General features: G+C 68.5%; 19 protein-coding genes. 3 read left to right on the top strand and 16 right to left on the bottom strand.

Features of this window, described 5'->3' with window-relative positions; translation table 11 throughout:
* Window positions 1-147 precede the first annotated feature (147 nt).
* The 16 genes from VET29_RS17940 to VET29_RS17865 form a co-directional block, all read right to left on the bottom strand.
* Window positions 148-1,167, bottom strand: coding sequence for a LacI family DNA-binding transcriptional regulator (locus tag VET29_RS17940; protein ID WP_324921655.1), 1,020 nt, complete (start codon window positions 1,165-1,167; stop codon window positions 148-150).
* On the bottom strand, window positions 1,164-2,072 hold the full coding sequence (locus VET29_RS17935) for an ABC transporter ATP-binding protein (RefSeq protein WP_324921653.1): 909 nt from the start codon (window positions 2,070-2,072) through the stop codon (window positions 1,164-1,166). Before VET29_RS17935 ends, VET29_RS17940 begins: the two co-directional genes overlap by 4 nt.
* On the bottom strand, window positions 2,073-3,023 hold the full coding sequence (locus VET29_RS17930; protein ID WP_324921651.1) for an ABC transporter ATP-binding protein: 951 nt from the start codon (window positions 3,021-3,023) through the stop codon (window positions 2,073-2,075).
* Window positions 3,024-3,171: 148 nt separating this feature from the next.
* Complete coding sequence (locus tag VET29_RS17925; RefSeq protein WP_324921649.1) at window positions 3,172-4,116, bottom strand: ABC transporter permease; 945 nt, start codon at window positions 4,114-4,116, stop codon at window positions 3,172-3,174.
* Window positions 4,116-5,105 (bottom strand): ABC transporter permease, encoded by a 990-nt coding sequence (locus tag VET29_RS17920; protein ID WP_324921647.1) that lies wholly within the window; start codon window positions 5,103-5,105, stop codon window positions 4,116-4,118. Before VET29_RS17920 ends, VET29_RS17925 begins: the two co-directional genes overlap by 1 nt.
* 4 nt (window positions 5,106-5,109) lie before the next feature.
* Window positions 5,110-6,828, bottom strand: a complete 1,719-nt coding sequence (locus VET29_RS17915; protein ID WP_324921645.1) for an ABC transporter substrate-binding protein — start codon at window positions 6,826-6,828, stop codon at window positions 5,110-5,112.
* Window positions 6,829-6,841: 13 nt separating this feature from the next.
* On the bottom strand, window positions 6,842-8,740 hold the full coding sequence (locus tag VET29_RS17910) for a cellulase family glycosylhydrolase (RefSeq protein WP_324921642.1): 1,899 nt from the start codon (window positions 8,738-8,740) through the stop codon (window positions 6,842-6,844).
* Window positions 8,741-8,934: 194 nt separating this feature from the next.
* Complete coding sequence (gene mmsB / locus VET29_RS17905) at window positions 8,935-10,152, bottom strand: multiple monosaccharide ABC transporter permease (RefSeq protein ID WP_324921745.1); 1,218 nt, start codon at window positions 10,150-10,152, stop codon at window positions 8,935-8,937.
* Window positions 10,153-10,180: 28 nt separating this feature from the next.
* Window positions 10,181-11,710, bottom strand: coding sequence for a multiple monosaccharide ABC transporter ATP-binding protein (gene mmsA, locus VET29_RS17900; RefSeq protein ID WP_324921640.1), 1,530 nt, complete (start codon window positions 11,708-11,710; stop codon window positions 10,181-10,183).
* A gap of 5 nt (window positions 11,711-11,715) precedes the next feature.
* Window positions 11,716-12,825, bottom strand: a complete 1,110-nt coding sequence (gene chvE, locus VET29_RS17895; RefSeq protein ID WP_324921638.1) for a multiple monosaccharide ABC transporter substrate-binding protein — start codon at window positions 12,823-12,825, stop codon at window positions 11,716-11,718.
* Between the two features lie 167 nt (window positions 12,826-12,992).
* The gene (araA, locus tag VET29_RS17890; protein WP_324921636.1) at window positions 12,993-14,501 is read right to left on the bottom strand and encodes an L-arabinose isomerase; all 1,509 of its coding nucleotides are present in this window, start codon (window positions 14,499-14,501) and stop codon (window positions 12,993-12,995) included.
* A 9-nt stretch (window positions 14,502-14,510) separates the two neighbouring features.
* The gene (locus tag VET29_RS17885) at window positions 14,511-15,164 is read right to left on the bottom strand and encodes an L-ribulose-5-phosphate 4-epimerase (protein ID WP_324921633.1); all 654 of its coding nucleotides are present in this window, start codon (window positions 15,162-15,164) and stop codon (window positions 14,511-14,513) included.
* Window positions 15,161-16,834, bottom strand: coding sequence for a ribulokinase (araB, locus tag VET29_RS17880; RefSeq protein WP_324921631.1), 1,674 nt, complete (start codon window positions 16,832-16,834; stop codon window positions 15,161-15,163). Before araB ends, VET29_RS17885 begins: the two co-directional genes overlap by 4 nt.
* Before the next feature lie 602 nt (window positions 16,835-17,436).
* Window positions 17,437-18,423 (bottom strand): LacI family DNA-binding transcriptional regulator, encoded by a 987-nt coding sequence (locus VET29_RS17875; protein ID WP_414636529.1) that lies wholly within the window; start codon window positions 18,421-18,423, stop codon window positions 17,437-17,439.
* Between the two features lie 116 nt (window positions 18,424-18,539).
* Window positions 18,540-19,958, bottom strand: a complete 1,419-nt coding sequence (locus VET29_RS17870; protein WP_324921627.1) for a family 43 glycosylhydrolase — start codon at window positions 19,956-19,958, stop codon at window positions 18,540-18,542.
* Window positions 19,959-20,020: 62 nt separating this feature from the next.
* Entirely contained in the window at window positions 20,021-22,528 is a 2,508-nt protein-coding gene (locus VET29_RS17865) for an alpha-L-arabinofuranosidase C-terminal domain-containing protein (RefSeq protein ID WP_324921625.1), read from the bottom strand.
* A 237-nt stretch (window positions 22,529-22,765) separates the two neighbouring features.
* Here VET29_RS17865 and VET29_RS17860 point away from each other — a divergent pair, with 237 nt between their 5' ends.
* From VET29_RS17860 to VET29_RS17850, 3 genes are read left to right on the top strand one after another with little or no spacing between them, the layout of a single operon-like run.
* Window positions 22,766-23,722 carry an ABC transporter substrate-binding protein gene (locus tag VET29_RS17860; RefSeq protein WP_324921623.1) on the top strand — a complete coding sequence of 319 codons (957 nt, stop codon included), beginning with the start codon at window positions 22,766-22,768 and terminating at the stop codon, window positions 23,720-23,722.
* Between the two features lie 3 nt (window positions 23,723-23,725).
* Window positions 23,726-25,246, top strand: coding sequence for a sugar ABC transporter ATP-binding protein (locus VET29_RS17855; protein WP_324921621.1), 1,521 nt, complete (start codon window positions 23,726-23,728; stop codon window positions 25,244-25,246).
* 46 nt (window positions 25,247-25,292) lie between these two features.
* Window positions 25,293-26,300, top strand: a complete 1,008-nt coding sequence (locus tag VET29_RS17850) for an ABC transporter permease (protein WP_324921619.1) — start codon at window positions 25,293-25,295, stop codon at window positions 26,298-26,300.
* The last annotated feature ends 235 nt before the right edge of the window (window positions 26,301-26,535 follow it).

Genomic DNA, 26,535 nt, shown 5'->3' with positions numbered 1-26,535 from the left:
CCCGCGTTCGCGCATACCGAGTCCCGCGTTCGCGCATACCGAGTTGCGGTTTCGTGCAGGTCGTGGACTGGGCCGTGTGCACGAAACCGCAGTTCGGTGTGTCTGAACGCGGGCCTCACGGTGTCTGAACGCGGGACTCGCGGGTGGTCAGGTCAGTGGGCGGGCGGTGCTGCCGCGGACGACCAGGCGGGGTGGGGTGTCCTGGACCTCGGTCACGACCTCGCCGTTCAGCAGTGCCAGCAGGTGCTCGGCGACCTGCCGGCCGTACGCGGTGATGTCCCTGCTCACGGCCGTCAGCGGCGGGTGGGTGATCTCGCACAGGACCGAGTCGTCCCAGGCCATGATCGACAGGTCGCCGGGGACCTTCACGCCCATCTCGTGGGCCACCGACACCCCGGCGACGCCCATGACGTCGTTGTCGTAGATGATCGCGCTCGGCGGGTTCGCGCCACTCAGCAGGCGGCGGGTGGCCTGGGCCCCGGCCTCCGGGCTGTAGTCGGTGGGGATGGTCGTCGACCACTCCAGCTCCAGCCGGCGCACCACGGAGTCGAACGCGGCCGTGCGCATCTCGTCGTGCAGCATGCCGGGGACGCCGCCGATCCGCGCGATCCGCCGGTGCCGCAACGCCACCAGGTACTCGACGGCCATCACCATGGCGCTCGCGTCGTCGATCCACAGCGCAGCCAGTGAGCCGTGGTGCCCCGGGCCGCCCACCACCATCACCGGCAGGCGCAGCTCCTCCAGGACAGCCACCCTGGCGTCCTCGACGCACAGGTCGACCAGGAACACGCCGTCCACCCGGCGCTCCGCCCACCAGCGGCGGTACGTCGCGATCTCGGCGGCGTGGTCAGGCACCACCTGCAGCAGCAACGCGGTCTGGCTGGACTCCATCGCGCTCTCCATGCCCGAGATGAGCTTCATGAAGAACGACTCGGCACCCAGCGTGCTCGCCGGCCGCGCCAGCACCAGGCCGAACGCACCCGCCCGCGCACCCGACAACGCCTTGGCCGCGCTGTTGGGGTGCCACCCCATCTCCAGCGCCAGTCGCAACACCCGCTGCCGCGTCGCCTCCGACACGCCGGGCTGCCCGTTCAGCGCGTAGGACACCGCGCCCTTCGACAGCCCCGCCTGCCTGGCGACGTCGGCGATCGTCACTCTTTTCGTCACACCGACTCGCTCTTCCGCCCATGATGGACACTCGCGGTGTCGAAGCATGCCACGAAGTGGTCGTCCTCGACCTCGTCGGGCGGCGCGTCGCACTCGTGTCCCTCGATCCGTGGCACCGGCAGGTCCTCCCAGCGCACACCCAGCCGCGGCACCGACGCCAGCAGCGTACGCGTGTACGGGTGGCGCGGGTCGCCGAACACCTTCTCGGTCGCGCCGCGCTCGACCACCGCGCCCCTGCGCAGGATCACCGTCTGGTCGGACAGGTAGTTGCCCAGCGACAGGTCGTGCGTGATGAACAGGACCGCCAGGCCCCGCTCCTTCAGGTCCGCCAGCAGGTTCAGCACGTCGATCCGGGTCGACGCGTCCAGCATGCTGATGATCTCGTCGGCCACCAGCAACCTGATGTCCAGCAGCAACGCGCGGGCCACCAGCAGCCGCTGCAGCTGTCCGCCGGACAGGTTGTGCGGGTACTTGCCCAGCACCAGGTCCGGGTTGAGGTTGACCGAGCGCACGGCCTCGACCACGCGGTCGCCCCACTCGTCGTCCCGCACCGACCGGAAGTACGACTGGCGGATCATGGCGAACACCCGGTCCGCGCGGAAGATCGGGTTGTAGGTGCTGAACGGGTCCTGGAACACGCCCTGGGCGTGCCGGTAGTACTCCTTCAGCCCGGATCCGCGCAGCCCGGTGATGTCGGTGCCCTCGAACGTGATCGCGCCGCTCGTCGGGCGCAGCAGGCGCAGGATCATCCGGCCGATCGTCGACTTGCCGCTGCCGCTCTCCCCGATCAGCGACGTGACCTCCCCGGGCCGCAGCTCGAAGCTCACGTCCCGCACCGCGCGCAGCGTGCCCCGGCCGAACGCGCCGACCCGATAGGTCTTGGAAACCCGCTCCAGTCGCAGCATCTACGTGACCTTCCAGCAGGCGACCTCGTGGTCGTCCGCGATCTTCACGAACGGCGGCTGCTCGGCGCACCTGTCGAACGCGAGCGGGCAGCGGTCGCGGAACCGGCACCCCGGTGGCGGGTCCAGCAGCGCCGGCGGGCTGCCGGCGATTCCCGTCAGCCGCTTGCCGCCGTAGCGGACGCCCACCTCCGGCAGCGACGAGATCAGCAGCTGCGTGTACGGGTGCCGCGGCGCGGAGGTCAGGACGTCGGTGGGCGCGGTCTCGGCCAGCCGGCCCGCGTACATGACCGTGATCGTGTCGGCGATCTGGTACACGAGCGACACGTCGTGCGTGATCACGATCATGCTGCGGACCAGGCCGTGGTCGCGAAAGGACGCCAGGGCCAGCGCGACCGCGCGCTGCGTGGACACGTCCAGCGCCGAGGTCACCTCGTCGGCGATCAGCAGCGCCGGGTTGAGCAGCGTGGAGATCACCATCACCATGCGCTGCTTCATCCCGCCGGACAGCTCGATCGGGAAGCGGTCGAGCACCCCGCGGTCCAGGCCGACGAGGTCGAGCCGGCGGTTCAGCTCGTCGCGCACGGACGAGAACCTGATCTTCCGGGACTCGACCAGCTCGCGAACCATCCTGCCGATCCTGCGGGTGGGGTTCATCGCGCTCATCGCGTACTGCGGCACGATCGAGACGTCGGTGAACCGGAAGGGGTTCATGGCCTCGGTGTCGCCGATCGGGAGCTCGTGTCCGTCCAACGTGACCGTGCCGCCGACGTGCCGCATCCGGCTGTCCATCCGGGTCAGGCTCTTGCCAAGCGTGGTCTTGCCGGAGCCGGACTCGCCGACCAGCCCCATGATCTCGCCGTCCGCCACGCTGAAGGTGACGCCGTCGAGCGCCCGGACCTCGCCGCGCAGCGTGCGGTAGTAGACCTCGAGGTCCTCGACGCGAAGGCTCATGACGCCGCCCCGCCCGACGCTGTCCATATGGCAACGAACGAACGGCCCATCCTGCTCCCGGGACCCGTACGAAAGTCCCACTCGTGCATCCAGCCGCAGGTGGGGTGCTGGCCGGAGCATACCTGGTCCGGTTCGCGAGCTGCGCCCATCACGTCTCCCGGAGCTTGGGGTTGAAGACCTCGTCGAGGCCGACGTTCATGATGTACATCGCGCCGACGATCATCGTGATGCCCGCGCCCGGCGGGATGAACCACCACCACATGCCGAGGTTCATCGCGCTCCACTGCTTCGCGTGGTTGAGCATCAGGCCGAGCGAGATGCCGTCGGTCGGCCCGAGGCCGATGAAGTCCAGCGTCGCCGCGAACAGCACCGCGCCGCCGAACAGCAGGATGAACACCATGAACAGGTAGGACGCCATGTTCGGCGCGATCTCGCGGAAGACGATCCGCCGCACCGGCATCCCGGACAGCTTCGCGAGGTCGACGAACTCCCTGGCCCGCAGGGTGAGTGTCTGGGACCGCACCGCGCGGGCCACCCACGGCCAGGAGAACAGGCCGATGATGACCGCCTGGATCTGGACGTCGCGCACCTGCAGGTACGCCGCGATGATCATCAGCACCGCGAGCACCGGCAGCACGAGCACGATGTTCGTGATCATGTTGAGGATCTCGTCGACGAGCCCGCCGCGGTAGCCGGAGGTGAACCCGATGACCATGCCGAGCACGCCGGCGATCAACGCCGCGACCACGCCGACGAAGAACGTGGACCGCAGGCCGTGCACGAACTGCGCGAACACGTCCTGCCCGAACGTCGTGGTGCCGAACCAGTACTGTGCCGACGGCGCAGCGGACGGCGGTCCGACGTAGGCCATCGGGTCGTCGCCGGTGAACAGCGGCCCGATCAGCGCCAGCGAAAGGAAGACGAGCACGACGCCGAGCCCGGCGACGAGCTTTCTGTTGCGCAGCGCGAAGTACAGCGCCTCCCGCCGCACCGGCGCGGCGTGCACGGTCGCCGCGCCGGGCACGGCGGCGACCTCGGCCGTGGCCGCCGGCTCGACGTCGGAGTGCACCGGATCCGTGTTCGGTTGTGTCATCAGGCGCTCCCCATGCCGACCCTGGTGCGTGGATCCACCAGCACGTAGACGATGTCGATGACGAAGTTCGCGACCAGGACGCCGATCACGATGAACAGGAAGATGCCCTGCAGCAGGAACAGGTCACTGGTCTTGATCGCCTCCAGCACCAGGTAGCCGAGCCCCCGGTAGTCGAAGACGATCTCGGTGACCACCTGACCGCCGACGATCACACCGAGCTGCAGGGCGAGCCCGGTGACCTGCGGCAGCATCGCGTTGCGGAAGGCGTACCGGCGCACCAGCCGGTGTGGCGCGCCGAGCGCGCCGAGGTAGTGCGCGTAGTCCGCCTCCAGCTCGTAGATGATCAGGTTCCGCATGCCGATGGCCCAGCCGCCGAACATCACCAGGAACAGTGACAGGAACGGCAGGAACCAGTGGCTGATCAGGTCCTCGATGAACACCCAGTTCCAGCCCGGTTCCAGGGTCGCGGAGAAGCTGCGGCCCACCGGGAAGACCCCGGCCACCTTCCCGAGCGCCCAGGCGAGCAGGATCGCGAGCCACATGTACGGCGTCGCGGTCAGCACGTACCAGACCGGCAGGACCGTGTTGTCCAGCACCTTCTTCCGCGCCGCGTACGCGCCGAACCTGTTGCCCGCCCACCAGCTCAGCAGGATGGCGGGCAACAGGAGCCCGAGCGTGTACGGGACGGCGTCGAGGATGATCGAGCCGACCGGCTTGGGATAGGCCCACAGGCTCGTCCCGAAGTTGCCCTTGACGAGCTCGCCCCAGAAGTTGAGGTACTGCTTCCACACGGGCAGGTCGAAACCGAAGAGGCTGGTGTAGTACTCCCGCATGGCCGCGACGCCCGCCGGGTCCTGCAACCCGGCGCGCGACACCATGGCGCGCACCGGGTCGCCCGGCATGAAGCGCGGAATGAGCCAGTTGATCGTCACGGCGACGAAGAACGTCGACGCGTAGATCGCGAGCTTCCTGCCGAAGTACCGTCCCATGGGGCTACTTCTCCTCGGGTGCCGGCTTCAGCTCCGCCAGCATCTTGATCGAGCCCATCTGCGGGTAGCCGTGCCACAGGGTGGGCAGGACCGCGGCGCTCCCGTCCGCAGGCCAGTTGGTCCACACGCTGTTGCTGTACTGGGCCCAGAGGCCGTTGTACCACAACGGGATCACCGGCTCCTCGGTCAGCTGGACGCGCTGCAGCCGCGAGGCGATCGACTTCATCCCGTCCAGGTCGTCGATCTTCGTCGCGTTGAGCTGGTTGACGAGGTCCCACGCCTCCTGGTTCTCGTAGCGGCCGAAGTTGATCGTGGTCTGCTGTTCCAAGACCGGCAGGCCGAAGACGTACTCGTAGTAGGTCCACGGCGTGTTGGCCATCTGCCGCTGGTTGTCCAGGATCAGGTCGAACTGGCCGGACTCGCGCTGGTCCTGCACGACCTCCGCGGCCGGCGTCTCCGCGGTGACCTGGATGCCGGCCGACTTCGCGCTGTCGGTGATGACCCGCGCCGCCTCGTTCCAGTCCGTCCAGCCGGACGGGGTGGCGAGCTTCAGCGCGAGCTTCGAGCCGTCCTTGTTCTCGACGAACCCGTCGCCGTCGGTGTCGCGGTAGCCGGCCTGGGCCAGGATTCCCTTGGCCTCACTGGTGTCGTAGGTCGGGCCGAGCTCGTCGACGACGCTCTTGTCGACGTACTTGTCCCAGATCGGCAGCAGGCCCGTGGGGTTGGCCTTCTGCACGATGTTGCTGTACACCGAGTTCACGATCTTGTCGGTGTCCATCGAGGACGCGAGTGCGCGGCGGAAGGCCGGGTCGTCCAGCGGGGCCTTCTTGGTGTTCGGCACCAGCCAGGTGGTGTTGGCGGCCAGCATGAACGGCGCGTCCTTGAAGTAGGTCTGGAGCTTGTAGCCACCCTTGACCAGTGACGCGATGCCGGGCAGGAAGTTGTTGGACAGGTCGATGTCACCCTGCAGCACCTGGCCGAGCGCGGCCTCGTTGCTGGTGTTGACGACGTCGACGATGTACTTGGGCTTCATGGAAAGGCCGAGCTTGTCCTTGCCCCACCACTTGTCGTTGCGCTTCCAGACCATGCGGTCCTGGTCGGAGGTCTCGTACAGGTACGGGCCGGAGCCGACGGGGCTCTTGTTGGCGCCGTGCATGATGTCCTTCTCGGACTTGCCCTCCCAGACGTGCTTGGGAACGATCGGGTTGAAGTAGACCCAGTTCGCCCACTGCTGGTAGCGCGGCTCCTTGAAGGTGACCCGCGTGGTCCTGTCGTCGACGGCCTTGACCGAATCGACGAACTGGTACAGAGCGTTGTAGGGCACCGTCTTCAGCTTGCCGAGGCCGATCGTGAAGGCGACGTCGTCCGCGGTGATCGGCTTGCCGTCGCTCCACGTGAGACCGTCGCGCAGGGTCACCTCGTAGGTCTTCTCGTCGACCCACTGGTCCTTCTCCGCGAGCCACGGCTCGAACGCGTCCTTCAGCGGGTCGTACAGGAACAAGGGCTCATAGAGGAGGCCGACCGTGCCGGTCGCGTAGTCCCCCAGCCGGAAGGGGTTGTAGTTGCTCGGCGGACCCCACTGGGTGCCGCTGGTGAACAGCGTCTCGTTGCGCGGGTAGGAACCGGAACCGCCGTCGGACCCGTTGCCCTCGGCGCCCGTGCAGGCGGCGGCTAACAGGCCCACCGACAGGAGCAGGGTCAGAAACCTCGACCGTTTGCGCATGGCGCCTCTCCTTCTAGTCCTTGAGTGCCAGCACCCGCACGCCATACGGGCGCAGCGTCACCTCGTCGGCGGGCTCCCCCGCGGCGAGGTCGTGAAGCCTGCCCCCGGTCACGGGCTTCACGGTCAGCTCTTCCGCCGCCTGGCTCACGAGCCAGACGAACCGCCTGCCGTCCCGGTGGCGCAGCTCGGCCGCGTGGACGAGCGGGTCGGCGACGGTCACCGGCCGCGACACGCCGGCCATGGCGGCCAGCGCGTCGTAGATCCGGTACGTCGGTTCGGGGTTGACGTGCGGGAGCGCCGCCGCCATGCCCTCCAGTGGGAACGTGCACAGCACCAGGTGCCCGGCACCGTGCCTTCGCCGCAGCAGCACGGGGTTCCCGTGCTGGTCGACCGCGACGACCTCCGCGTCCGTGGCCCGCACGGGCAGGTACGACCGCGCGTGCTCGTTGCCGCCCGCGCGGAAGGCGAGCCTGGCTCCCTTGGACAGGGAGCCGAAGTCCGTGGTGAACGTGACCACGACCTCGTCGCCGGCGATCGGGTCGACGAGGCCGTAGCGCAACTGGTGCTCGACGCCGAACATGCCGTTGACGTCCGCGTGCCAGAGACCGCGCTGCACGCCGTGGTTTCCGGGGCTGTAGGAGACGTAGACGACCGCGCCCCGCTCGGCGAAGTCCGCGAGGTCGCGCCACGCCGGCCCGGTGAGCTGCTTGGCCGACGGCACGAGGTAGAGCTTCCGTCCTGCCGGCAGGCCGTCGAGCTCGCGCGCCGTCCTCGTCGGCACATCGGCCTCGCGTGCGGCGACGTAGGCCTGGCGCAGGACCTCGAAGACGTAGGTGTGGTCGCCGGGCTCGGTGAACGGGTAGGCCTGCTCCAGGTAGGACGGGACGACGAGCGCGGTCTCGGCGGCGGGTCGCGCGCACCCCGGGAGGTCGACGTGCGCGATCACGTCGGCGAAGTCGCGTACCTCGCGAAGCGCGGGCTTGGGGTTGCCGTCGACGTCGGTGAGGCCGAACCGCATCTCGAACGCGTGGTGGCGGTAGGGATCCTGGGTGTACAGGTTGTCGTAGTCGCTGTTGTTCCAGCCGATCCATCCGGTGGCGCCGGCCAGCAGCGAGTTGTGCAGGATCTGGCGGTAGTAGTGCGCGGCGTGCTCACGGGAGACGAACGCGTCGGTGACGCCGAACTCCTCCAGCACGACGGGCTTGCCGAAGTCGGCCAGCTCGCAGATGAAGGCGGCCGTGAGGTGCTGGCGGACAACGTCGTTCTCCATGCGGTAGACATGCGGCCCGACGAAGTCCGTGAGCGCTCCCAACGCACGCACGGAAAAGCCGTTGTCCGAGCCGGAGACCTCCATTCCCCAGGCGCCGTCCCCGATCGAGACGGGCTGGGTGCCGCCACCCGCGCGCACGGCCTGCACCATGAGCTGGGCCCAGGACGTGACCGTGTCGCGTGGTGAGCGCTCGCCGTAGATGGGCATCTCGTTGGAGATCAGCCACCCCGCGACGGCCGGGTGGTCGTGAAAGCGGGCGGTCATGCGCTCGACGAACCAGGCCTGGCGGGCGACCATCCAGACGTCGCAATAGAGGTCACGTCCCTGGCGCCAAACCGGATCCCAGTTCTCCCCGGACATGTGCCCGACGATGAAGGTGGGGATGGTGGCCATGCCGGCGTCGAGGTGCCGGTCGAGGAAGTCGGCGTACCGGGCGACCATGTCGTCGTCGATCCGGTCGGGTGCCGGCATGAAGTCCGGCCAGTAGAAGAAGGACCGGGTGAGGTTCATCCCGTGCTCCGCGAGCACGGCAAGCTCCCGCACGATCAGGCCGGGGTCGTAGCTGCGCCACATCAGGGGTCCCCCGGAGCGGGACCAGAAGTTGGCGCCCAGCCACGGCCGGCCGTCTTGCAGAAGCATCATCGCCTCCCCTGCGCACGGGCAACTGAACCGCGTAAGTATTCGTTCAGTGCCCACACCCTGGTCGACGCGGAGCTTACGACACGTGACGACGTCGTGACTAGCCCTACCGATGAACCGGTTCAGTACCTACTGAACACGAAGAAGGGCCGCCCAAGGCGGGTCGCCCGCCCTGAACAGCCCTTTCCCGCTGTCGATCAGCGCACGGTGCCCGCGCGGCGTTTCGTCCACACGTCGTAGGCGACGGCGGCCAGGAGGACCAGTCCCTTCACGAGCATGACGCGCTCGCTCGGCGCACCGATCAGCGACATGCCGTTGTTGATCACGCCCATGATCAGGCCGCCGGTGATGGCGCCGATGACCTTGCCGACGCCGCCCTGCACGGCCGCGCCGCCGATGAACGCCGCCGCGATCGCGTCCAGCTCGAACGCGTTGCCCGCGGTGGGACCGGCCTGGTTGAGGCGGCCGGCGAAGATCACGCCGGCCAGCGCGGCCAGGACACCCATGTTGACGAAGACCCAGAAGGTCACCGGTTTGACGCGGACACCGGACAGGGTCGCGGCCTGGAGGTTGCCGCCCACCGCGTAGATGTGCCGGCCGAACACCGACCGGTTCGCCATCAGCGAGTAGCCCAGCACCAGCACCGCCAGCAGCACCAGTACCCACGGCAGGTTCCGGAACCTGGCCAGCTGTACCACCACGAACATGACCACCAGCGCGGCGAGCAGGATCTTCCCGGCGAACAACGGGAACGGGTCGACCACCTGGCCGTAGCCCAGCCGCCCACGCCGCGTCCGCCACTGCACGAACGCGAACCCGACCACCACCAGGATGCCCACCAGCAGCGACACGATGTCCGCGCCGCCGAGCGGGCCGAGCCCGACATTGCCGAAGTAGCCGTCGGTGAAGCCGTTCGCCAGCGTGCGGATCTCGTTCGGGAACGGCCCGATCCCCTGGTTGCCAAGGACTGTCAGCGTCAACGCACGGAACACCAGCATGCCGCCGAGCGTCACGATGAACGCCGGGATGCCGAAGAACGCGACCCAGTATCCCTGCGCCGCGCCGATGAGCGCACCTGTCGCCAGCGTCACCAGCACCGCGAGCCACCACGGCATGCCCCAGTTGACGGTCAACACCGCGCACAACCCACCCGTCACCGCCACCACCGACCCGACCGACAGGTCGATGTGGCCGCTGATGATCACCAGGATCATGCCGATCGCGAGGATCAGCACGTAGGAGTTCTGCACGATGATGTTCGAGATGTTCCCGGGTTCGAGCAGGTCACCGTCGGTCAGCACGGTGAACAGCACGACGATCATCGCGAAGGCGACGTAGATTCCGCTCTGCCGCAGGTTGATCCTGATCCGCCGCGGTGAGGCCGGTGTGGCCACCGGCGGCGGGAAATCGTCCACTTCGGACGCCCGCGACTCGCTCGCCAGGTCACTCACGGCCTACCTCCTGCGTCATGTACCTCATCAGCCGCTCCTGCGTCGCATCCGCGCGCGGCACCTCGCCGGTGATCCGGCCCGCCGACAGTGTGTAGATCCGGTCGCACAGCCCCAGTAGCTCCGGCAGCTCCGACGAGATCACCAACACCGACTTTCCCTGCTCCGCCAGCGAGTTCACGATCGTGTAGATCTCGTACTTCGCGCCGACGTCGACGCCCCGGGTCGGCTCGTCGAGGATCAGCACGTCCGGTTCGGTGAACATCCACTTGGCCAGCACGACCTTCTGCTGGTTGCCGCCCGACAGCGTCTGCACGCCGGTCTGCACGTTGGGTGTCTTGATCCGCAGCGCCTTGCGGAACCGCTCGGCGACGCTGACCTCCTCGTTGTCGTTCACCCAACCACGTTTCGACAGCAGCGAGAGCCCGGCGGCGGACACGTTCTGCTTCACGTCCGCCACGAGGTTCAGGCCGTACCGCTTGCGGTCCTCGCTCACGTACGCGATCCCGTTGCGGATGGCCGACTCGACGGTACGCACGTCGATCACCCGGCCGTCCTTGACCACCCGGCCCGAGATGTCGACGCCGTAGCTCCTGCCGAACACGCTCATCGCGAGCTCCGTGCGCCCCGCGCCCATCAGACCGGCGAGACCCACGATCTCCCCGCGCCGCAACGAGAGGTTCGCGCGGTCGACGACGACACGGCCGTGGATCGTGGGGCTGTGGACGGTCCAGTCCTCGATCCGCAGCACCTCCTCGCCGACGTGTGGCTCGCGGGGCGGGAACCGGTGCTCCAGGTCCCGCCCCACCATGCCGGCGATGAGCCGGTTCTCCGTGACGTCCGTGGCGTCGAGCGTCTCGATGGTCCGGCCGTCCCGCAGGATCGTGATGGTGTCGGCGATCGCGATGATCTCGGACAGCTTGTGGGAGATCACCACGCACGTGATCCCGTCCTCGCGCAGGCCGCGCAACAACTCCAGCAGGTGCGCCGAGTCGTCGTCGTTCAGCGCGGCCGTCGGCTCGTCCAGGATCAGCAGCCGGACCTTCTTGGACAGCGCCTTCGCGATCTCGACGAGCTGCTGCTTGCCGACACCCAGCGAACCAGCCTGCGTCACGGGGTTCTCGTGCAGCCCCACGCGGCGCAGGTGTTTTTCCGCCTCGTGGTTGGTCCGGTTCCAGTCGACCATCCCGCGCCGGGCCATCTCGTTGCCGAGGAACAGGTTCTCGGCGATCGAGAGCTGGCCGACCAGCGCCAGCTCCTGGTGGATGATCACGATGCCGCGTGCCTCGCTGTCGCGGATACCCGAGAACGAGCACACCTCGCCGTCGAAGACGACCTCTCCGGAGTAGGTCCCGTGGGGATGCACCCCGGAGAGGATCTTCATGAGCGTGGACTTGCCCGCCCCGTTCTCGCCGCAGATCGCGTGGATCTCACCGCGCCGCACCGAGAACTCCACGTCCCGCAATGCGGTCACGCCGGGGAACGACTTGGTGATGCCGTGCATCGAGAGAATCTCGTCCGACACGGAAACTACCTCAGCTGGTCGTCGGTGTAGTAGCCGCTGTCGACCAGCTCGGGCTTGTAGTTCGACTTGTTCACGATCACCGGCTGCAGCAGGTACGCGGGCACGGCCTTCTTGCCGTTGTCGTAGTCCTTGGTGTTGTTGACCTCGGGCTTCTTGCCCGACAGCAGCGCGTCGGCCATGTTGGCGGCGTTCTTGGCGAGCTTGCGGATGTCCTTGAAGATCGTCGAGTACTGCTCACCGGCGATGATCGACTTCACCGAGGCGACCTCAGCGTCCTGACCCGTGACGATCGGGTAAGGCTGGCCGGTGCCGTAGCCGCTGCTCCGCAGTGCCGAGAGGATGCCGATCGACAGGCCGTCGTACGGCGAGAGCACGCCGTCCACCTTGGCGGAGCCGTAGGTCGAGGTGAGCAGGTCCTCCATGCGCCGCTGGGCCGTGGCCGGGTCCCAGCGCAGGATCGCGATCGTCTTGAAGTCCTTCTGCCCGCTCTTGACCACGAGCGTGCCGTCGTCGATGTACTTCTTCAGCACCGACATCGAGCCGTCGAGGAAGTAGGAGGAGTTGTTGTCGTCCGGGGAACCGGCGAACAGCTCGATGTTGAACGGTCCCTTGGCGGTGCCGGCCGACCCGTCCTCGTTGAGGATCTTCAGCCCGGTCAGCAGCGAGGTGGCCTGCTGCACGCCGACCTTGAAGTTGTCGAACGAGGCGTAGTAGTCGACGTTGGGACTGTTGAGCAGCAGCCGGTCGTAGGAGATCACGGGGATCTTGCGGTCGGCGGCGAGCTGGAGCTGCGAGGACAGGGCCTTGCCGTCGATCGACGCGATGATCAGTACCTGCGCGCCCTTGGTGATCTGGTTCTCGATCTGGTTCGCTTGGGTGGGGATGTCGTTCTCGGCGTACTGGAGATCGACCTTGTAGCCCCTGCTCTCCAGCTCCTTCTTCAGGTTGTCACCGTCATGGATCCAGCGTTCCGAGGCTCGGGTCGGCATCGTGACGCCGACGAGTGACCCCGGACCGCCCTTCTTCTGCTCGTCGGTCGACTTCTCCGACGAGCCGCAACCGGCCAGCACGAGCGCCAGGCCGGCGACACCGGCTATCAGGCGTGGAAACCTCATCGTTTCTCCAACTGTGTCGAATGGGTGTGGCTTGTTTCATCGGTGAATGGGTGGCTTCGTTCTCCACCAGCCGCCGGCCGCTCTCGTCGCCGTGCTCGGCGCTCGTCCCTCGCCACCGAGCCTGCTCCTCGATCGGTCGTCGTCTGGCTCCTTCACTTCGCTCCGCGTCAGTGCAGGCCGTTCGCGAGGCGGTAGTAGGCCTGGTTCCAGCGCAGCCGGTCGGCGAACGCGTCGGTCGTGGTGTCGTCGTCGATGAGCACCAGCTCGGTCTCGGCCATGCGTGCGAAGTCCTTCAGCACGCCGGAACCGACCGACTGGGTGAGCACGGTGTGGTGCGGGCCGCCCGCGGTGAGCCAGCACTCGGCGGAGGTCTGCAGCGACGGCGCGGGCTGCCACACCGCCCGCGCGACCGGCAGCCTGGGCAGGGGCTCGTCCGGCGGCACGACCTCGATCTCGTTGGCCACCAACCGGAAACGGTCACCGACGTCCGCGAGGCCGACCACGACCGCGGTGCCGGGATCGGTGTCGAACACCAGCCGCACGGGGTCCTCACGGCCACCGATGCTCAGCGGGTGGATCTCGCACGATGGCGTGCCGGTCGCGATCGACGGGCAGACCTCGAGCATGTGCGCGCCCAGGATCTTCGGCGAGCCGGGGCCGAAGTGGTAGGTGTAGTCCTCCATGAACGAGCTGCCGCCCGGCGTGCCGGCACCCATGGCCTTCACGGCGGCGAGCAGTGCGGAGGTCTTCCAGTCGCCCTCGCCGCCGAAGCCGTAGCCGTCGGCCATCAGCCGCTGCACGGCGAGGCCCGGCAGCTGCCGCAACCCGCCCAGGTCCTCGAAGTTCGTGGTGAACGCGCCGAAGGAGCCCTCGGTGAGGAACCTGCGCAGCCCGGCCTCGATGCGGGCGGAGTACCGCAGCGACTCGTGCCGCTCGCCACCCTTCGCGAGCTCCGGCGCGAGCCGGTAGGCGTCGGCATAGTCGGCGACGAGCAGGTCGATCTCGTCATCGGTCACCTCGTCGACGAGTGCGGTGAGGTCGTTGACGCCGTAGGTGTTGACCGACACCCCGAAACGCAGCTCGGCCTCCACCTTGTCGCCCTCGGTCACGGCCACGTCGCGCATGTTGTCGCCGAAGCGGGCCAGCCGCAGCGTCCGCAGGTGCGCGAAACCCGTTGCGGCGCGGGCCCATTCGTCGATTCGACTGGTGAGCACGGGGTCGCTCGCGTGCCCGGCCACGGTCTTGCGGGGCACACCGAGCCTGCTCTGGATGTAGCCGAACTCGCGGTCGCCGTGCGCGGCCTGGTTCAGGTTCATGAAGTCCATGTCGATGGACTCCCACGGCAGCGCCTCGTTGACCTGGGTGTGCAGGTGCAGCAGGGGTTTGCGCAGGATGTCCAGCCCGGTGATCCACATCTTCGCTGGGGAGAACGTGTGCATCCACGCGATCACGCCGACGCAGGACGGGTCGCTGTTGGCCTTGAGGAACATCTCGCGGATCGCGGTCGAGTCGGTCAGCACCGGCTGCCACACGATCTCCGCGCTGATCGCGCCGGAGTCGATGAGCATGCGCTGGATCTGCTGCGACTGGCTGGCCACCTGGTCCAGCGTCTCCGGACCGTAGAGGTGCTGGCTGCCGGTCAGGAACCAGACCTGTGGCTTTGCGGCAGAGGACATGAACTCTCCTTATTGCCCGTAGACGTTCTGGTACCGGGCGTAGAGCCGGTCGACGTCGTCCTGGGCGATGACGTCCGGCTTGCCGAGCTGGTGTGCGAAGTGGACGGTGCGGGCGACCTCCTCCAGCATCACGGCCGTCTTGACCGCGGCCCGCGCGTCCTTCCCGACGGTGAACGGGCCGTGGCCCTTCATGAGCACCGCCGGGGACCGGCTGTCCCGCAACGTCTCCACGATGCCGCGGCCGATCGAGTCGTCGCCGATCAACGCGAACGGCCCGACCGGGATGTCGCCACCGAACTCGTCGGCGATCATCGTGAGCACGCACGGGATCGGCTCGCCGCGGGCCGCCCACGCCGTGGCGTAGGACGAGTGCGTGTGCACGACGCCGCCCACCTCGGGCATGTGCCGGTAGACGTAGGCGTGCGCGTCGGTGTCCGAGGACGGCGAGAGGTCGCCGTCGACGAGCTTGCCGTGCAGGTCGGTGACGACCATGGTGTCCGCGGTCAGGTCGTCGTAGGAGATCCCGGACGGCTTGATCACCATCAGGTCCTCGCCCGGCACGCGCGCGGAGATGTTGCCGGCCGTCCAGCTGACGAGGTGGTAGCGGGTCAGCTCGGCGTGCAGCCTGGCGACGGTCTCCCGAAGCGCCGGTAGCGTGCTCATCGGCTCGCCACCGCGGCGTTCCGCAGTGCCCTGAGCCTGTGCATGACGTCGTTGGCGCCCCGGCCGAGGTAGTCGTGCAGCGTCGCGTACTCGGCGAAGAGCTCGTCGTAGACCGCCGCGTTCTCCGGGATCGGTTGGTACACCCCGCTGTTGACCGAGCCCATCGCGCCGGCCGCCGCACGGATGTCCGGGTAGGCGCCCGCCGCGACGGCGGCGTGCATGGCCGAGCCGAGCGCCGGCCCCTGCGCGGAACCGATGGTGGACAGCGGCAGGTTGGTGACGTCGGCGTAGATCTGCATGAGCAGCTCGTTCTGGACGAGCCCGCCCGCGACGACCAGTTCCGTCACTGGCACACCCGACTCCGTGAACGCCGCCACGATCATGCGGGTGCCGAACGCGGTGGCCTCGAACAGCGCGCGGTAGATGTCCTCCGGCTTCGTGGCAAGGGTCTGGCCGAGCACGACACCGGACAGCTCGTGGTCGACGAGCACGGAACGGTTGCCGCTGTGCCAGTCGAGCGCCAGCAGGCCGTGCTCGCCGACCCGCTGCTTCGCGGCGAGGTCGGTGAGATGCTCGTGCAGCGACTTGCCTTGTGCGCGTGCGGCTTCGTGGTACTCCGGCGGCACCTGGTTCGCGGTGAACCACGCGAAGATGTCACCGACGCCGCTCTGTCCCGCCTCGTACCCCCAGAGCCCCGGGACGATCCCGCCCTGCACGACGCCGCACATGCCCGGCACCTCGTGGAGGTCGGCACCGTTGAGGACGTGGCAGGTGGAGGTACCCATGATCGCGACGAGCCGCCCGGGCTCGACCGCCTGCGCGGCGGGTGCGGTGACGTGCGCGTCGACGTTCCCCACCGCCACGGCGATCCCGGCCGGCAGGCCGGTCCAGTAGGCGGCGAGCTTGCTGAGGTCACCGGCACGGTCGCCGAGCTGGCCGATGGGATGGTCGAGCTTGTCGCGGACGAAGCCGGTGAAGTCGGGGTGCAGCTCGCGGAGGAAGTCCTCGGAGGGATAGGCGCCGTCCTGGTAGATGCCCTTGTAGCCGGCGGTGCAGGCGTTGCGGACGTAGTTCCCGGTGAGCTGCCAGATGATCCAGTCGGCGGCCTCGACCCAGTGGGCCATGGCGGCGTAGAGGTCGGGGGCCTCTTCGAGCAGCTGGAGTCCCTTGGCGAACTCCCATTCCGAGGAGATGAGACCGCCGTACCGGGGCAGCCACTTCTCGCCGCGGGCCGCGCCGAGCTCGTTGATCCGGTCGGCTTGCGGCTGGGCGGCGTGGTGCTTCCAGAGCTTGACGTAGGCGTGCGGGTTGTCCGCGAACTCCGGCAGCTCGCACAGGGGCGTGCCGTCGTCGGTCACCGGGATCATCGTGCAGGCGGTGAAGTCGGTACCGATGCCGATCACGTCGGAGGCGTTGACACCGGCGTCCTTGATCGCCTCGGGCACCGCCGTGCGCAGTACGTCGACGTAGTCCTTCGGCACCTGCAGGGCCCAGTCCGGCGGCAAGGCCTTACCGGTCCCTGGCAGCGTCCGGTCGACGACCCCGTGGCGATACTCGTGCACGGCGGTCCCGAGCTCGACCCCGTCCCTCACCCGCACGACCACGGCACGCCCGGAGAGAGTGCCGAAGTCGACGCCCACCACCAGCGCGTCGTCGCGATCGTTGGCCATGCGAGGAGTGTTATCGTTAACATCCGGCTCGTCAAGAGGCCGTCCGCTTTGTAACGGAGATCGTTAGTGAACGTGCACATAGGACGGTAAGCAACCACGGACCGGCCATACCGGACCCGACGACTCCCGAGCAGGCCGCCGAAAGTTTCGCCACTTCTCCGGAACAGCGCTGACCACATCAGAGCCGTGGGCACACTGCCATCACGCCATGAAGGAGCGCGTCCAGGACACGGGCGGGAGCACGCTGAGGAGCCCTGTAAGGGCCTCAACGCCTCACAGGGTTCCCAAAGGGCGTCGGCAGCGTCCCGCGCCGGCACGAGGCCCCACGAAGCTCAACCGCCAGAACATCGACCGCGACCGGCGTTCAGCCACCGACTCCGCTCAACCGCGCGGCCGTAGCAACCCAGGCATCAAAAGCCGCCGCCCAACCACGAACACCGCCCAACCACGCAGACCAACCAACCCGCCTGCCAACCCTCCGCCCAACCACGAACACCGCTCAACCGCGCGGCCCAACCAACCCAGGCACCAACCCTCCGCTCCCACGCACCCCGCCCCACCCGCCCCGGCCGGCCCACCCGGCCACGAACCCAGCAGCAGGATCAACTCCCCGCCACGAACACACTCGACCGCACCACCAACGAAGGCGCCACGGTCCGATGTATCTCCCCCACCTCTCCCTCGGTGACCTGAGCCAGCAGCAACCCGAGCGTCTCCCGAGCCACCGCGTCGAAGTCCGGTCGCACGGTCGTCAACGGCGGTATGAAGTACGCCGCCTCCGGCACGTCGTCGAACCCGATGACGCTCACATCCCGCGGCACGACCCGGTTCCGCTCGTGCATCGCGCGCAGGATCCCCAACGCCAGGTGGTCGTTCGCCGCGAAGATGGCGGTGCACTCCGGCATCCGGGCCAGCATCTGCCCGGCCTTGTAGCCCGCCTCGGCACTCCAGTCGGCCGCCACGAGCGGCGGCTCCTCGACCCTCGCCTCCGCCAGCGCGGCCCGCCACCCCTGCACCCGGCCGGCACTGTCGAACCAGTCCGGCGGCCCCGACACGTGCCACACCGTCTTGTGCCCGGACTCGAGCAGGTAGGTCGTCGCGTCGAACGCCCCCTGGAACTGGTCCACGGTCACCAGTGGGCTCTCCCGTGCCGGGTCGCCGTCGACGGTCACCAGCGGCACGCCAGCCGGCACCTCGGCGAGCGCCTCGTTGGCCGACGCGGTCGGCGCGATCGCGACGATGCCGGCCACCCGCGCGTCCCGGTGGTGTTCCACGGCCGCCGCGATCGAGTCGCGGTCCAGCACCTTCACCCGCCGCAGGCTCACCGAGAAGCCCGCCTCCGCTGCGGCCGACTCGAACGCGCCGAGCAGCGAGGCCGGCCCGAACAGCGACGAGTTCTGCGCGATGACGCCGATCAGCTGCGACTTGCCGGTGACGAGTGCCCGCGCCGCGTTGTTGGGCCGGTAGCCCAGCTGCTCGATGGCGGCCCGCACCCGTAACCGCGTCTGCTCCCGCACGTTCGGATGCCCGTTCAACACCCGGGACACCGTCTGATGGGACACCCCGGCCAAGCGGGCGACGTCCGTCATCGCGGGGTCCCGCGAGACCTTGCTACCCACTATCGGGTTGTCCACTTGAAACCTACCTTCGAGCTCGCGTCGGTCCTGATCGTCCAGGACCTGTGTGTTTACCCAGTGTCCCACCGTCAGCTGATTCGGAAGGTAGAACGCTCACGTTCCGCGCGTCCCCTACCCGGTCGGGCGATGACGAGCCGCCCGGCCTCGTGCGCGATATACGCTCCGGAGTCGCCCAGCGACCGCAGTGACACGGCGGAGCGATCCGCGAGCCCGGGCACGCGGACGAAACTGGCGATGGTGCCGTACTCGTCGGACTCCACGAACTGCTCGATGCGCAGCACCCCGTCGCCCGAGCACACGTACCGGTTCGGGTAGTTGACCGACTGGATCGACACCGTGCCGGCGCCCAGGTGCCCTGGCGTGAACCGGAACCACGAGTCGGCGACCTCGGGGACCTCGCCCTCGACCCGCAGCCGGAACTCCGCGTGCCGGACGACGAAGTCGGGCGCGTCGAGCGGGGACAGCCGCACGACCGTCTCGCCCTTGCCCACCGGCACGCCGAACGACGGCGTGCCGTCGGCGTTCCAGAACAGCTTCTGCACCCGCGTGTGCCGGTTCGGGTCGAACAGCGGGTCGCCGTTGATGTCCCGGTAGTCGCGGGCGTGGTAGACGAGGACGTCCGTCGTGCCGTCCTCCGCGACCGTGAACGAGTTGTGGCCCGGCCCGAACTGGCGGGTCTCGGCGTTGGTCGTGAAGATCGGGTCGGGCGCCTTGGTCCACGACCGCGCGTCGAGCAGGTTGGCGTTCTCGTCGGCGTACAGCAGGCCCATGCAGTAGCGGGCGTCGGTGGCACTGGCCGAGAAGGTGACGAACACGCGCCCGTTGCGGATCAGCACCGCGGGCCCCTCGTTCACCCGGAACCCCTGGATCTCCCAGCTCAGCGTCGGCACGGCGATCCGCACGACCGGCGTGACGAGCTCCAGCGGCGAGACCATCTCGGCGATGTAGAGGTTGGTGTTGGTGGCGATGCCCGGCTCGCTCTGCGCCCAGAGGAAGTATCTTCGCCCGCGGTGCTCGAACGTGGTCGCGTCGAGCGTGAACGAGTCCCAACCGGTGACCATGCGCTTCGGCGGCAGCCAGCCGGTGCTCCTCGGGTCGGCGCCGATCGACTCGAGCACGTAGGTGCGGATGCGGAACGGGTCGTCGGAGTCACCGGCCGCGAAGTACACGTACCAGCGGTCGCCGACGCGGTGCAGCTCGGGCGCCCAGATGTAGCCGCCCATCGAGCCGGAGGCCGGGCGGCGCCAGATGGTGCGCTCACGGGCCGTGGCCAGGCCGTCGAGCGTCGTGGCGCCGCGGATGACGACCCGGTCGTACTCGGGCACCGAGCCGGTCAGGTAGTACATGCCGTCGACGGGCCGGGTGACGAACGGGTCCGCCCGCTGCTCGACGAGCGGGTTGCGGGTGGTGGTGGCGGCCGAGGGCCGTGGTCGGTCCGCCGCGTGCTTTCCTCTGGTCGCCGCGGGTGCGGTGCTTCCTGTCGTCATGGGTATCACGCTCGCCGTGGCCACGACACCGCCGGCACGCAAAACCGTCCTGCGGTCGAGGCTCACGAGCTGCTCCTGGTCTTGATGCGGAAGAAGGTCACGGAGTACGCCTGGAACGTATATGTGAACGTGCTCGCCACGTCCAGGCGGGACTCCCGTGGCGTGACCGGCGTCGTGTAACGCGTGTTCACGTCGTCACGGTCGCCGGTGAGCGTGGTGACGCGAGCGCCGCGTTCTACGTTCGCTCCGTTCAGCCGGACCGTCGTCCGCGCCGGGGTGGCAGCTGCGTTCACCACCTTGACGACGAGTTCGCCTGTTCGGTTGTCCCGAGTGACGACCTGGCGGAACGGCTCGGCCTTCTCGCTGTCGGTGAACCGGCCCCACTGCCGGCCGTCGAGGAGCAGCGTGACGGTCCGGCCGCGGATCTGGATCGTCACGTCGTACCGGCGAGCCGTCTCGATCGCGGTGCCGTCGGCGATGAGCGTGGACTTGCCGCCGCCCTCGGCCTTCTCCACGGCGGTCTGGGTGTTGTTCCAGCCGCCGAGGTTCCACCAGTAGTAGTTGCCGGAGTCCTTGACCCCGAAGCCGACCAGGAAGCCCTCGCGGCCCGACAGCTTGGTGGCGTGGAGGTTCAGGTCGTAGTCGCGCCAGGCCGGGTCGCCGGCCATGACCATGGTGTTCTCCGCGGCGGTGTCGGACTGGACGTACGCGCCGCCGGTCACCGCCCAGGAGCCGCGGCCGGCGATGTTGGTCCAGTTGGCGTCGGTGCCGGAGAAGTCGTCGGCGAACAGCGACGCTCCGTCCGGTGTGGACACCCGGACGTCGTCGTAGGCCGCGGCCGTGCCCCAGGTGGACAGGCCGATCGCACCGGAGATCGGCTGGTCCTCCTGCGAGGGCGTGCCGGTGGCGGTGCTCGGTACGACGTAGTCGCCCACGTTGTTCATGAACAGCCGCTGCACCTCGTAGTTCGCCGAGCCCCACGACGCGTGGTTGTCGAACCAGATCAGGTCCGGCCGCCACTGCACGTAGTCCTCGTTGGACAGCAGGGGCGCGTAGGAGGCGAGCCGAACCACGTCGGCGTTGCGCTCCAGGCCGGTCAGGTAGGTGGCCTCGGCGAGCGCGTTGTAGAGCTTGTTGTCCTGCGAGGCGTACTCGCCGAGGAACACCTCGGGGCCATTGCGGTCGTAGGCGTCGTAGCGCTCGTTGTTCTGGAGGAACCAGGTCGGGCTGTTGTAGTAGTGCTCGTCGACCATGTCCACGCCCGCGTCCCGGTTCAGCTGCCAGAGGCGGGCGAACGTGGCGCCCGCGTCGTCAGGGCCGGCGTTGCCGAGCACGACCACACCCGGGTACCGGGCCTTGATCGCCGCGCGGAAACTCAGGAAGTTGGCGAAGTACGCGTCGGGCAGGTTCTCCTCGTTGCCGACCGCGATGTGGGTGAGCCCGAACGGTGCCGGGTGGCCCATCTCGGCCCGCCTGCGGCCCCACGTGGAGTCTGCGGGGCCGTTCGCGAACTCGATGAGGTCGAGCGTGTCCTGGATGTGGCGCCGAAGGAGCGCCGGGTCGTCGGTGGCCCGGTTCTGGCCGCAGCCGGTGACGAGCGCGGGCACGACCGGCAGCGGCATGGCGCCGATGTCCTCGGCGAACCGGAGGTACTCGTAGTAGCCGATGCCGTAGGACTGGTTGTAGCCCCAGAAGTTGGCGTTGGTGCTGCGCTCCTCGACCGGGCCGATCGTGTCCTTCCACTGGTAGGACCGGCGCCGTTCCCAGCCGGGCGCCTCGTAGCCGTACATGCTGCCGGTGTTGACGAGGCAGCCACCGGGGAAGCGCACGAACCTCGGGTGCAGTGCGGCGATCCGCTCGGCGAGGTCGCGGCGCATGCCGTTCGGCCGGTTCTTGTAGGTGTCGCGCGGGAACAGTGACACCATGTCGAGCGCGAGCGTGCCCGCTCCCCCACCCTCGACGAGCAGCCGGCCGGTGACACTCGCGGTCCTGGCGGTGAACGAGCCCGTGTACCGGGTCCAGGTCGCGCCGCGGACCGACAGGTTCAGCGGGGCCGCGAGCGGGGTGCCGGCGGGGTCGGTGAGCGTGACCGTGAGCGGCGTGCCGGCCTGGTCGGTGCGTGCCCACACGGAGAAGTCGTACTTCTTCGTCTTCGCCACGTCGATGCCGGCGTTGTAGCCGGCGTTGATGATCCCGCCCGGCAGCGGCAGGCGCAGGTAACGGCGGTTGTGCTCGTTCAACCGCCCGTCGTCGTCGACCACCCGCGGGTCGCCGGCCTTCGGGGCCCAACCGGTCAGCGGGGTGTAGGCGGCGTTGTCGGCGGGGTCGTACTCGAAGGAGCGGTTCTGCACCAGCTCCGCGTACAGGCCGCCGTCGGCGGCGCGGTTGATGTCCTCGAAGAAGACGCCATACATCGTGTCGGAGATGTCGGCGCCGTGAACGTTCACATCGACGGTGACGGTGTAGTCCAGGTCGGCCGCGGGTTCGGCGGCCTGCCCGACGCCGGGTGCGGCGAGAACGCTCACGAACAGGACCACGGCAGGGAGTCGGACGCGGGCGAGTGGGGACATGCTCGCTCCCTCGGTTTGCGGGGTGAACCGGTTCAGGAGTAGGCGGTCCGCATGCCCGCGCCGAGGCGTCCCGTGGAGTCAACGCTGACACGCAAAGTGAGCGTTAACATAAGCGCACACTCCCTACGTGTCAACCGATGACACGGTGTTGTCACGGGGGGTTGACGCGGCCACTGTGAACGTTCACTCTTGTGGCCCAGTGACACGGGTCACGCACCGTCCAATGGAGGATTTGCAGTGCGTAAGACGATCACGACCGCCTTAGTCGCGGTCCTGCTGACAGCGTTGACCGCATGTGGCAGTGGTGGTGGGGCCGCGGACGACGGCAAGACCACGATGGGCTTCGCGCAGGTTGGCGCGGAGAGTGGTTGGCGAACCGCGAACACCAAGTCGATCCAGGAGTCCGCGAGGTCGGCCGGGATCGAGCTCAAGTTCTCCGACGCGCAGCAGAAGCAGGAGAACCAGATCAAGGCGATCCGGTCCTACATCCAGCAGAAGGTGGACGTGATCGCGTTCAGCCCGGTGGTGGAGACCGGTTGGGACAACGTCCTGCTGGAGGCCAAGCGCGCGAACATCCCGGTGATCCTCACCGACCGCTCCATCGACTCCGACGACACGTCACTGTACAAGACGTTCCTCGGCTCGGACTTCATCGAGGAGGGCAAGAAGGCCGGAAAGTGGTTGGTGGACAACCACAGTGGCCCGACCAGCGTCGTCGAGCTGCAGGGCACGACCGGCGCGGCGCCCGCGATCGACCGCAAGGAGGGCTTCGAGGACGCGATCAAGTCGAACCCGGAGATCAAGATCGTCGCCTCGCAGACCGGTGACTTCACCCGCTCCGGCGGCAAGCAGGTCATGGAGGCCTTCCTCAAGTCCCAGCCCGACATCGACGTGGTGTTCGCGCACAACGACGACATGGGCCTCGGCGCCCTCGAGGCCATCAAGGCGGCCGGCAAGAAGCCCGGCGTCGACATCAAGGTCATCACGATCGACGCGGTGCACGACGGCATGCAGGCACTGGCCGACGGTGAGATCAACTACATCGTCGAGTGCAACCCGCTCCTCGGCCCACAGCTGATGGACCTGACGAAGAAGGTCGTGGCCGGCGAGGACGTGCCGCAGCGGGTGGTCACGGAGGAGACCACGTTCACCCAGGAGCAGGCAAAGACCGCGCTGCCGGACCGAAAGTACTGATTCGTGACCGACGAATCCCCACTGGTCGACATCCAGGGCATCACCGTCACGTTTCCCGGCGTGAAGGCGTTGCAGGACGTTGACTTCCGGTTGTTCCCCGGTGAGGTGCACGCGTTGCTCGGCGAGAACGGCGCCGGCAAGTCGACGCTCATCAAGGCCCTCACCGGGGTCCACACCCCCGACGCCGGCGAGATCCGTCTCGCCGGCGTTCCGGTGTCGTTCCACAGCCCCGCACAGGCGCAGGACGCCGGCATCGCCACCGTGTACCAGGAGGTCAACCTGTGCACGAACCTGTCGGTCGCCGAGAACATCCTGCTGGGCCGTGAGCCCCGCCGGTTCGGCTCGATCGACGGGCGCGCGATGCGGGCGCGGGCGGCGGAGCTGTTGTCCCGCATCGGTCTGCACATCGACCCCGGCTCGGCGCTGTCCAGCCACCCGATCGCCGTGCAGCAGCTGGTCGCGATCGCCCGCGCGGTCGCGGTCGACGCCCGCGTGCTGATCCTCGACGAGCCGACGTCCAGCCTGGACGCCGGCGAGGTCGCGGAGCTGTTCCGGATCATGCGGGTGCTGCGCGAGGACGGCGTCGCGATCCTGTTCGTGTCGCACTTCCTGGATCAGGTCTACGAGATCGCCGACCGGCTGACGGTGCTGCGCAACGGCGCGGTGGTGGGCGAGCACGCGACGACCGCGGTGAGCCGGCTGGAGCTGGTGCGCGCCATGATCGGCCGCGACCTGAGCGTGCTGGACGAGGTGGAGCAGCGCAGCGAGCGGCGGGTGCCGTCCGAGACTCCGTTGCTACAGGCGGAGAACCTGGGCCGGACGGGTGCGATCGCCCCGTTCGACCTGGAGCTGCGTTCCGGTGAGGTCGTCGGCGTGGCCGGGTTGCTGGGTTCCGGCCGCACCGAGCTGGCGCGGCTGCTGTTCGGCGCGGACCATGCCGACTCGGGTCGGGTGCTACTGGACGGCAGGCCGGTGCGGCTCCGCACCCCGCGGCAGGCGATCGCGAAGCGGATCGCGTTCACCTCCGAGGACCGCAAGGGGGAGGGACTCGTCGCGGACCTCACCGTGCGGGACAACCTCGTGCTCGCCATGCAGGCGGCGCGTGGCTGGCACCGCCAGGTGCCCCGCCGCACGGCGGACGAGCTGGTCGAGAAGTACGTGCACACCCTGGACATCCGGCCGGCCAACCCGGATGCCGTGGTGGCCACGCTCTCGGGTGGCAACCAGCAGAAGGTGTTGCTGGCGCGGTGGTTGGTGACCCAACCGCGGCTGCTGATCCTGGACGAGCCGACCCGCGGCATCGACGTCGGCGCCAAGGCGCAGATCCAGAAGGTGGTCGCGGACCTCGCGGCAGAGGGGATGGCGGTGCTGTTCATCTCCGCCGAGCTGGAGGAGGTCATGCGGGTGTCCGACCGGGTGATCGTGTTGCGTGACCGGCGGAAGATCGGCGAGCTGCCGGGCGAGTCGAGCGTCGACGACGTGCTCGCTCTCATCGCGGGCGAGGCCGAGAAGGTGCACACATGAGTGAGCTGTCGGCCCCGCGGCCGCTCGAAGCCCGCGAGGAGCGGTCATGAAGCGTCTACTGTGGCCGCTGCTCGCGCTGGTGGCCCTGCTGTTGCTGAACCTGATCTTCACCCCGTCGTTCTTCTCGCTGCGGCTGCAGGACGGTCATCTGTTCGGCAGCCTGGTGGACATCCTGCGCAACGGCGCGCCAACGCTGCTCATCGCACTGGGTATGACACTGGTCATAGCGACGCGGGGCATCGACCTGTCCGTCGGCGCGGTGGTGGCGATCGCCGGCGCGGTCGCGTGCACCTACATCGCGGACGGCGGAAACGCGATCGTGGCGATGCTGCTGGCGCTCGCGCTGTGCCTGGTTCTGGGGCTGTGGAACGGTTTCCTCGTGTCGGTCCTGGGCATCCAGCCGATCATCGCGACGCTGGTCCTGATGACGGCGGGCCGCGGCGTGGCGATGCTCATCACCGAAGGCCAGATCATCACGGTCAACGACGACACCTTCGGCGAGGTCAGCGGCGGTTACGTGGTGCTGCCGATCGCGATCCTGATCAGCCTGGTGGTGCTCGCCGCGGTCGCGCTGGTCACCCGCCGCACGGCGCTGGGCATGCTCATCGAGGCGGTGGGCGTGAACCCGGAGGCGAGTCGCCTGGCGGGCGTGCGTTCCCGGACGATCATCTGGACCGTGTACGTGTTCAGCGCGCTGTGCGCGGGCGTGGCCGGCCTGATGATCGCGTCGAACGTGCACGCGGCGGACGCCAACAACGCCGGCCTGTGGATCGAGATGGACGCGATCCTGGCGGTCGTCATCGGCGGGACGTCGTTGGCGGGTGGCCGGTACTCACTGACCGGCACACTGATCGGCGCCATGGTCATCCAGACCCTGACGACGACCGTCTACACGATCGGCGTGCCCCCGGAGACGTCGCTGGTCTTCAAGGCGGCCGTGGTGATCGTGGTGTGCCTGCTCCAGGCGCCGCGGTTGACGGGCGCGCTCCGCCGCCCGGCCGGCCCGGCATCGCCGCCGGTCGCCGCGGTGCCGCAGGAAGCAGGCGTCCGATGAGCACCTTCACAACGGTGCCGGGGCATGGCAGCGTCGCCGCGTGCTGGCGAACCAGGCCCGCCAGCACGATCGCGCCGTCGGGGTCCACCAGCCACTCCCCCACGGCACGCACGGGACAGTCGTCCTGGCCGTTGGACGTGACCGTCCACTTCGGACCACTCGGGCCGAGGACCGTCGGCGTGCCCGACGGAGTCCCGCCGTGCTGTCTCCCGGGCACCGTCGGGCATCCGGTCCC

Origin of the sequence: Actinophytocola sp. (genome assembly GCF_035634895.1) — a bacterium.
GTDB lineage: Bacteria > Actinomycetota > Actinomycetes > Mycobacteriales > Pseudonocardiaceae > Actinophytocola.
Note: the sequence above shows the minus strand (reverse complement) of the source record. Positions and strands in the feature narration are given on the sequence as shown.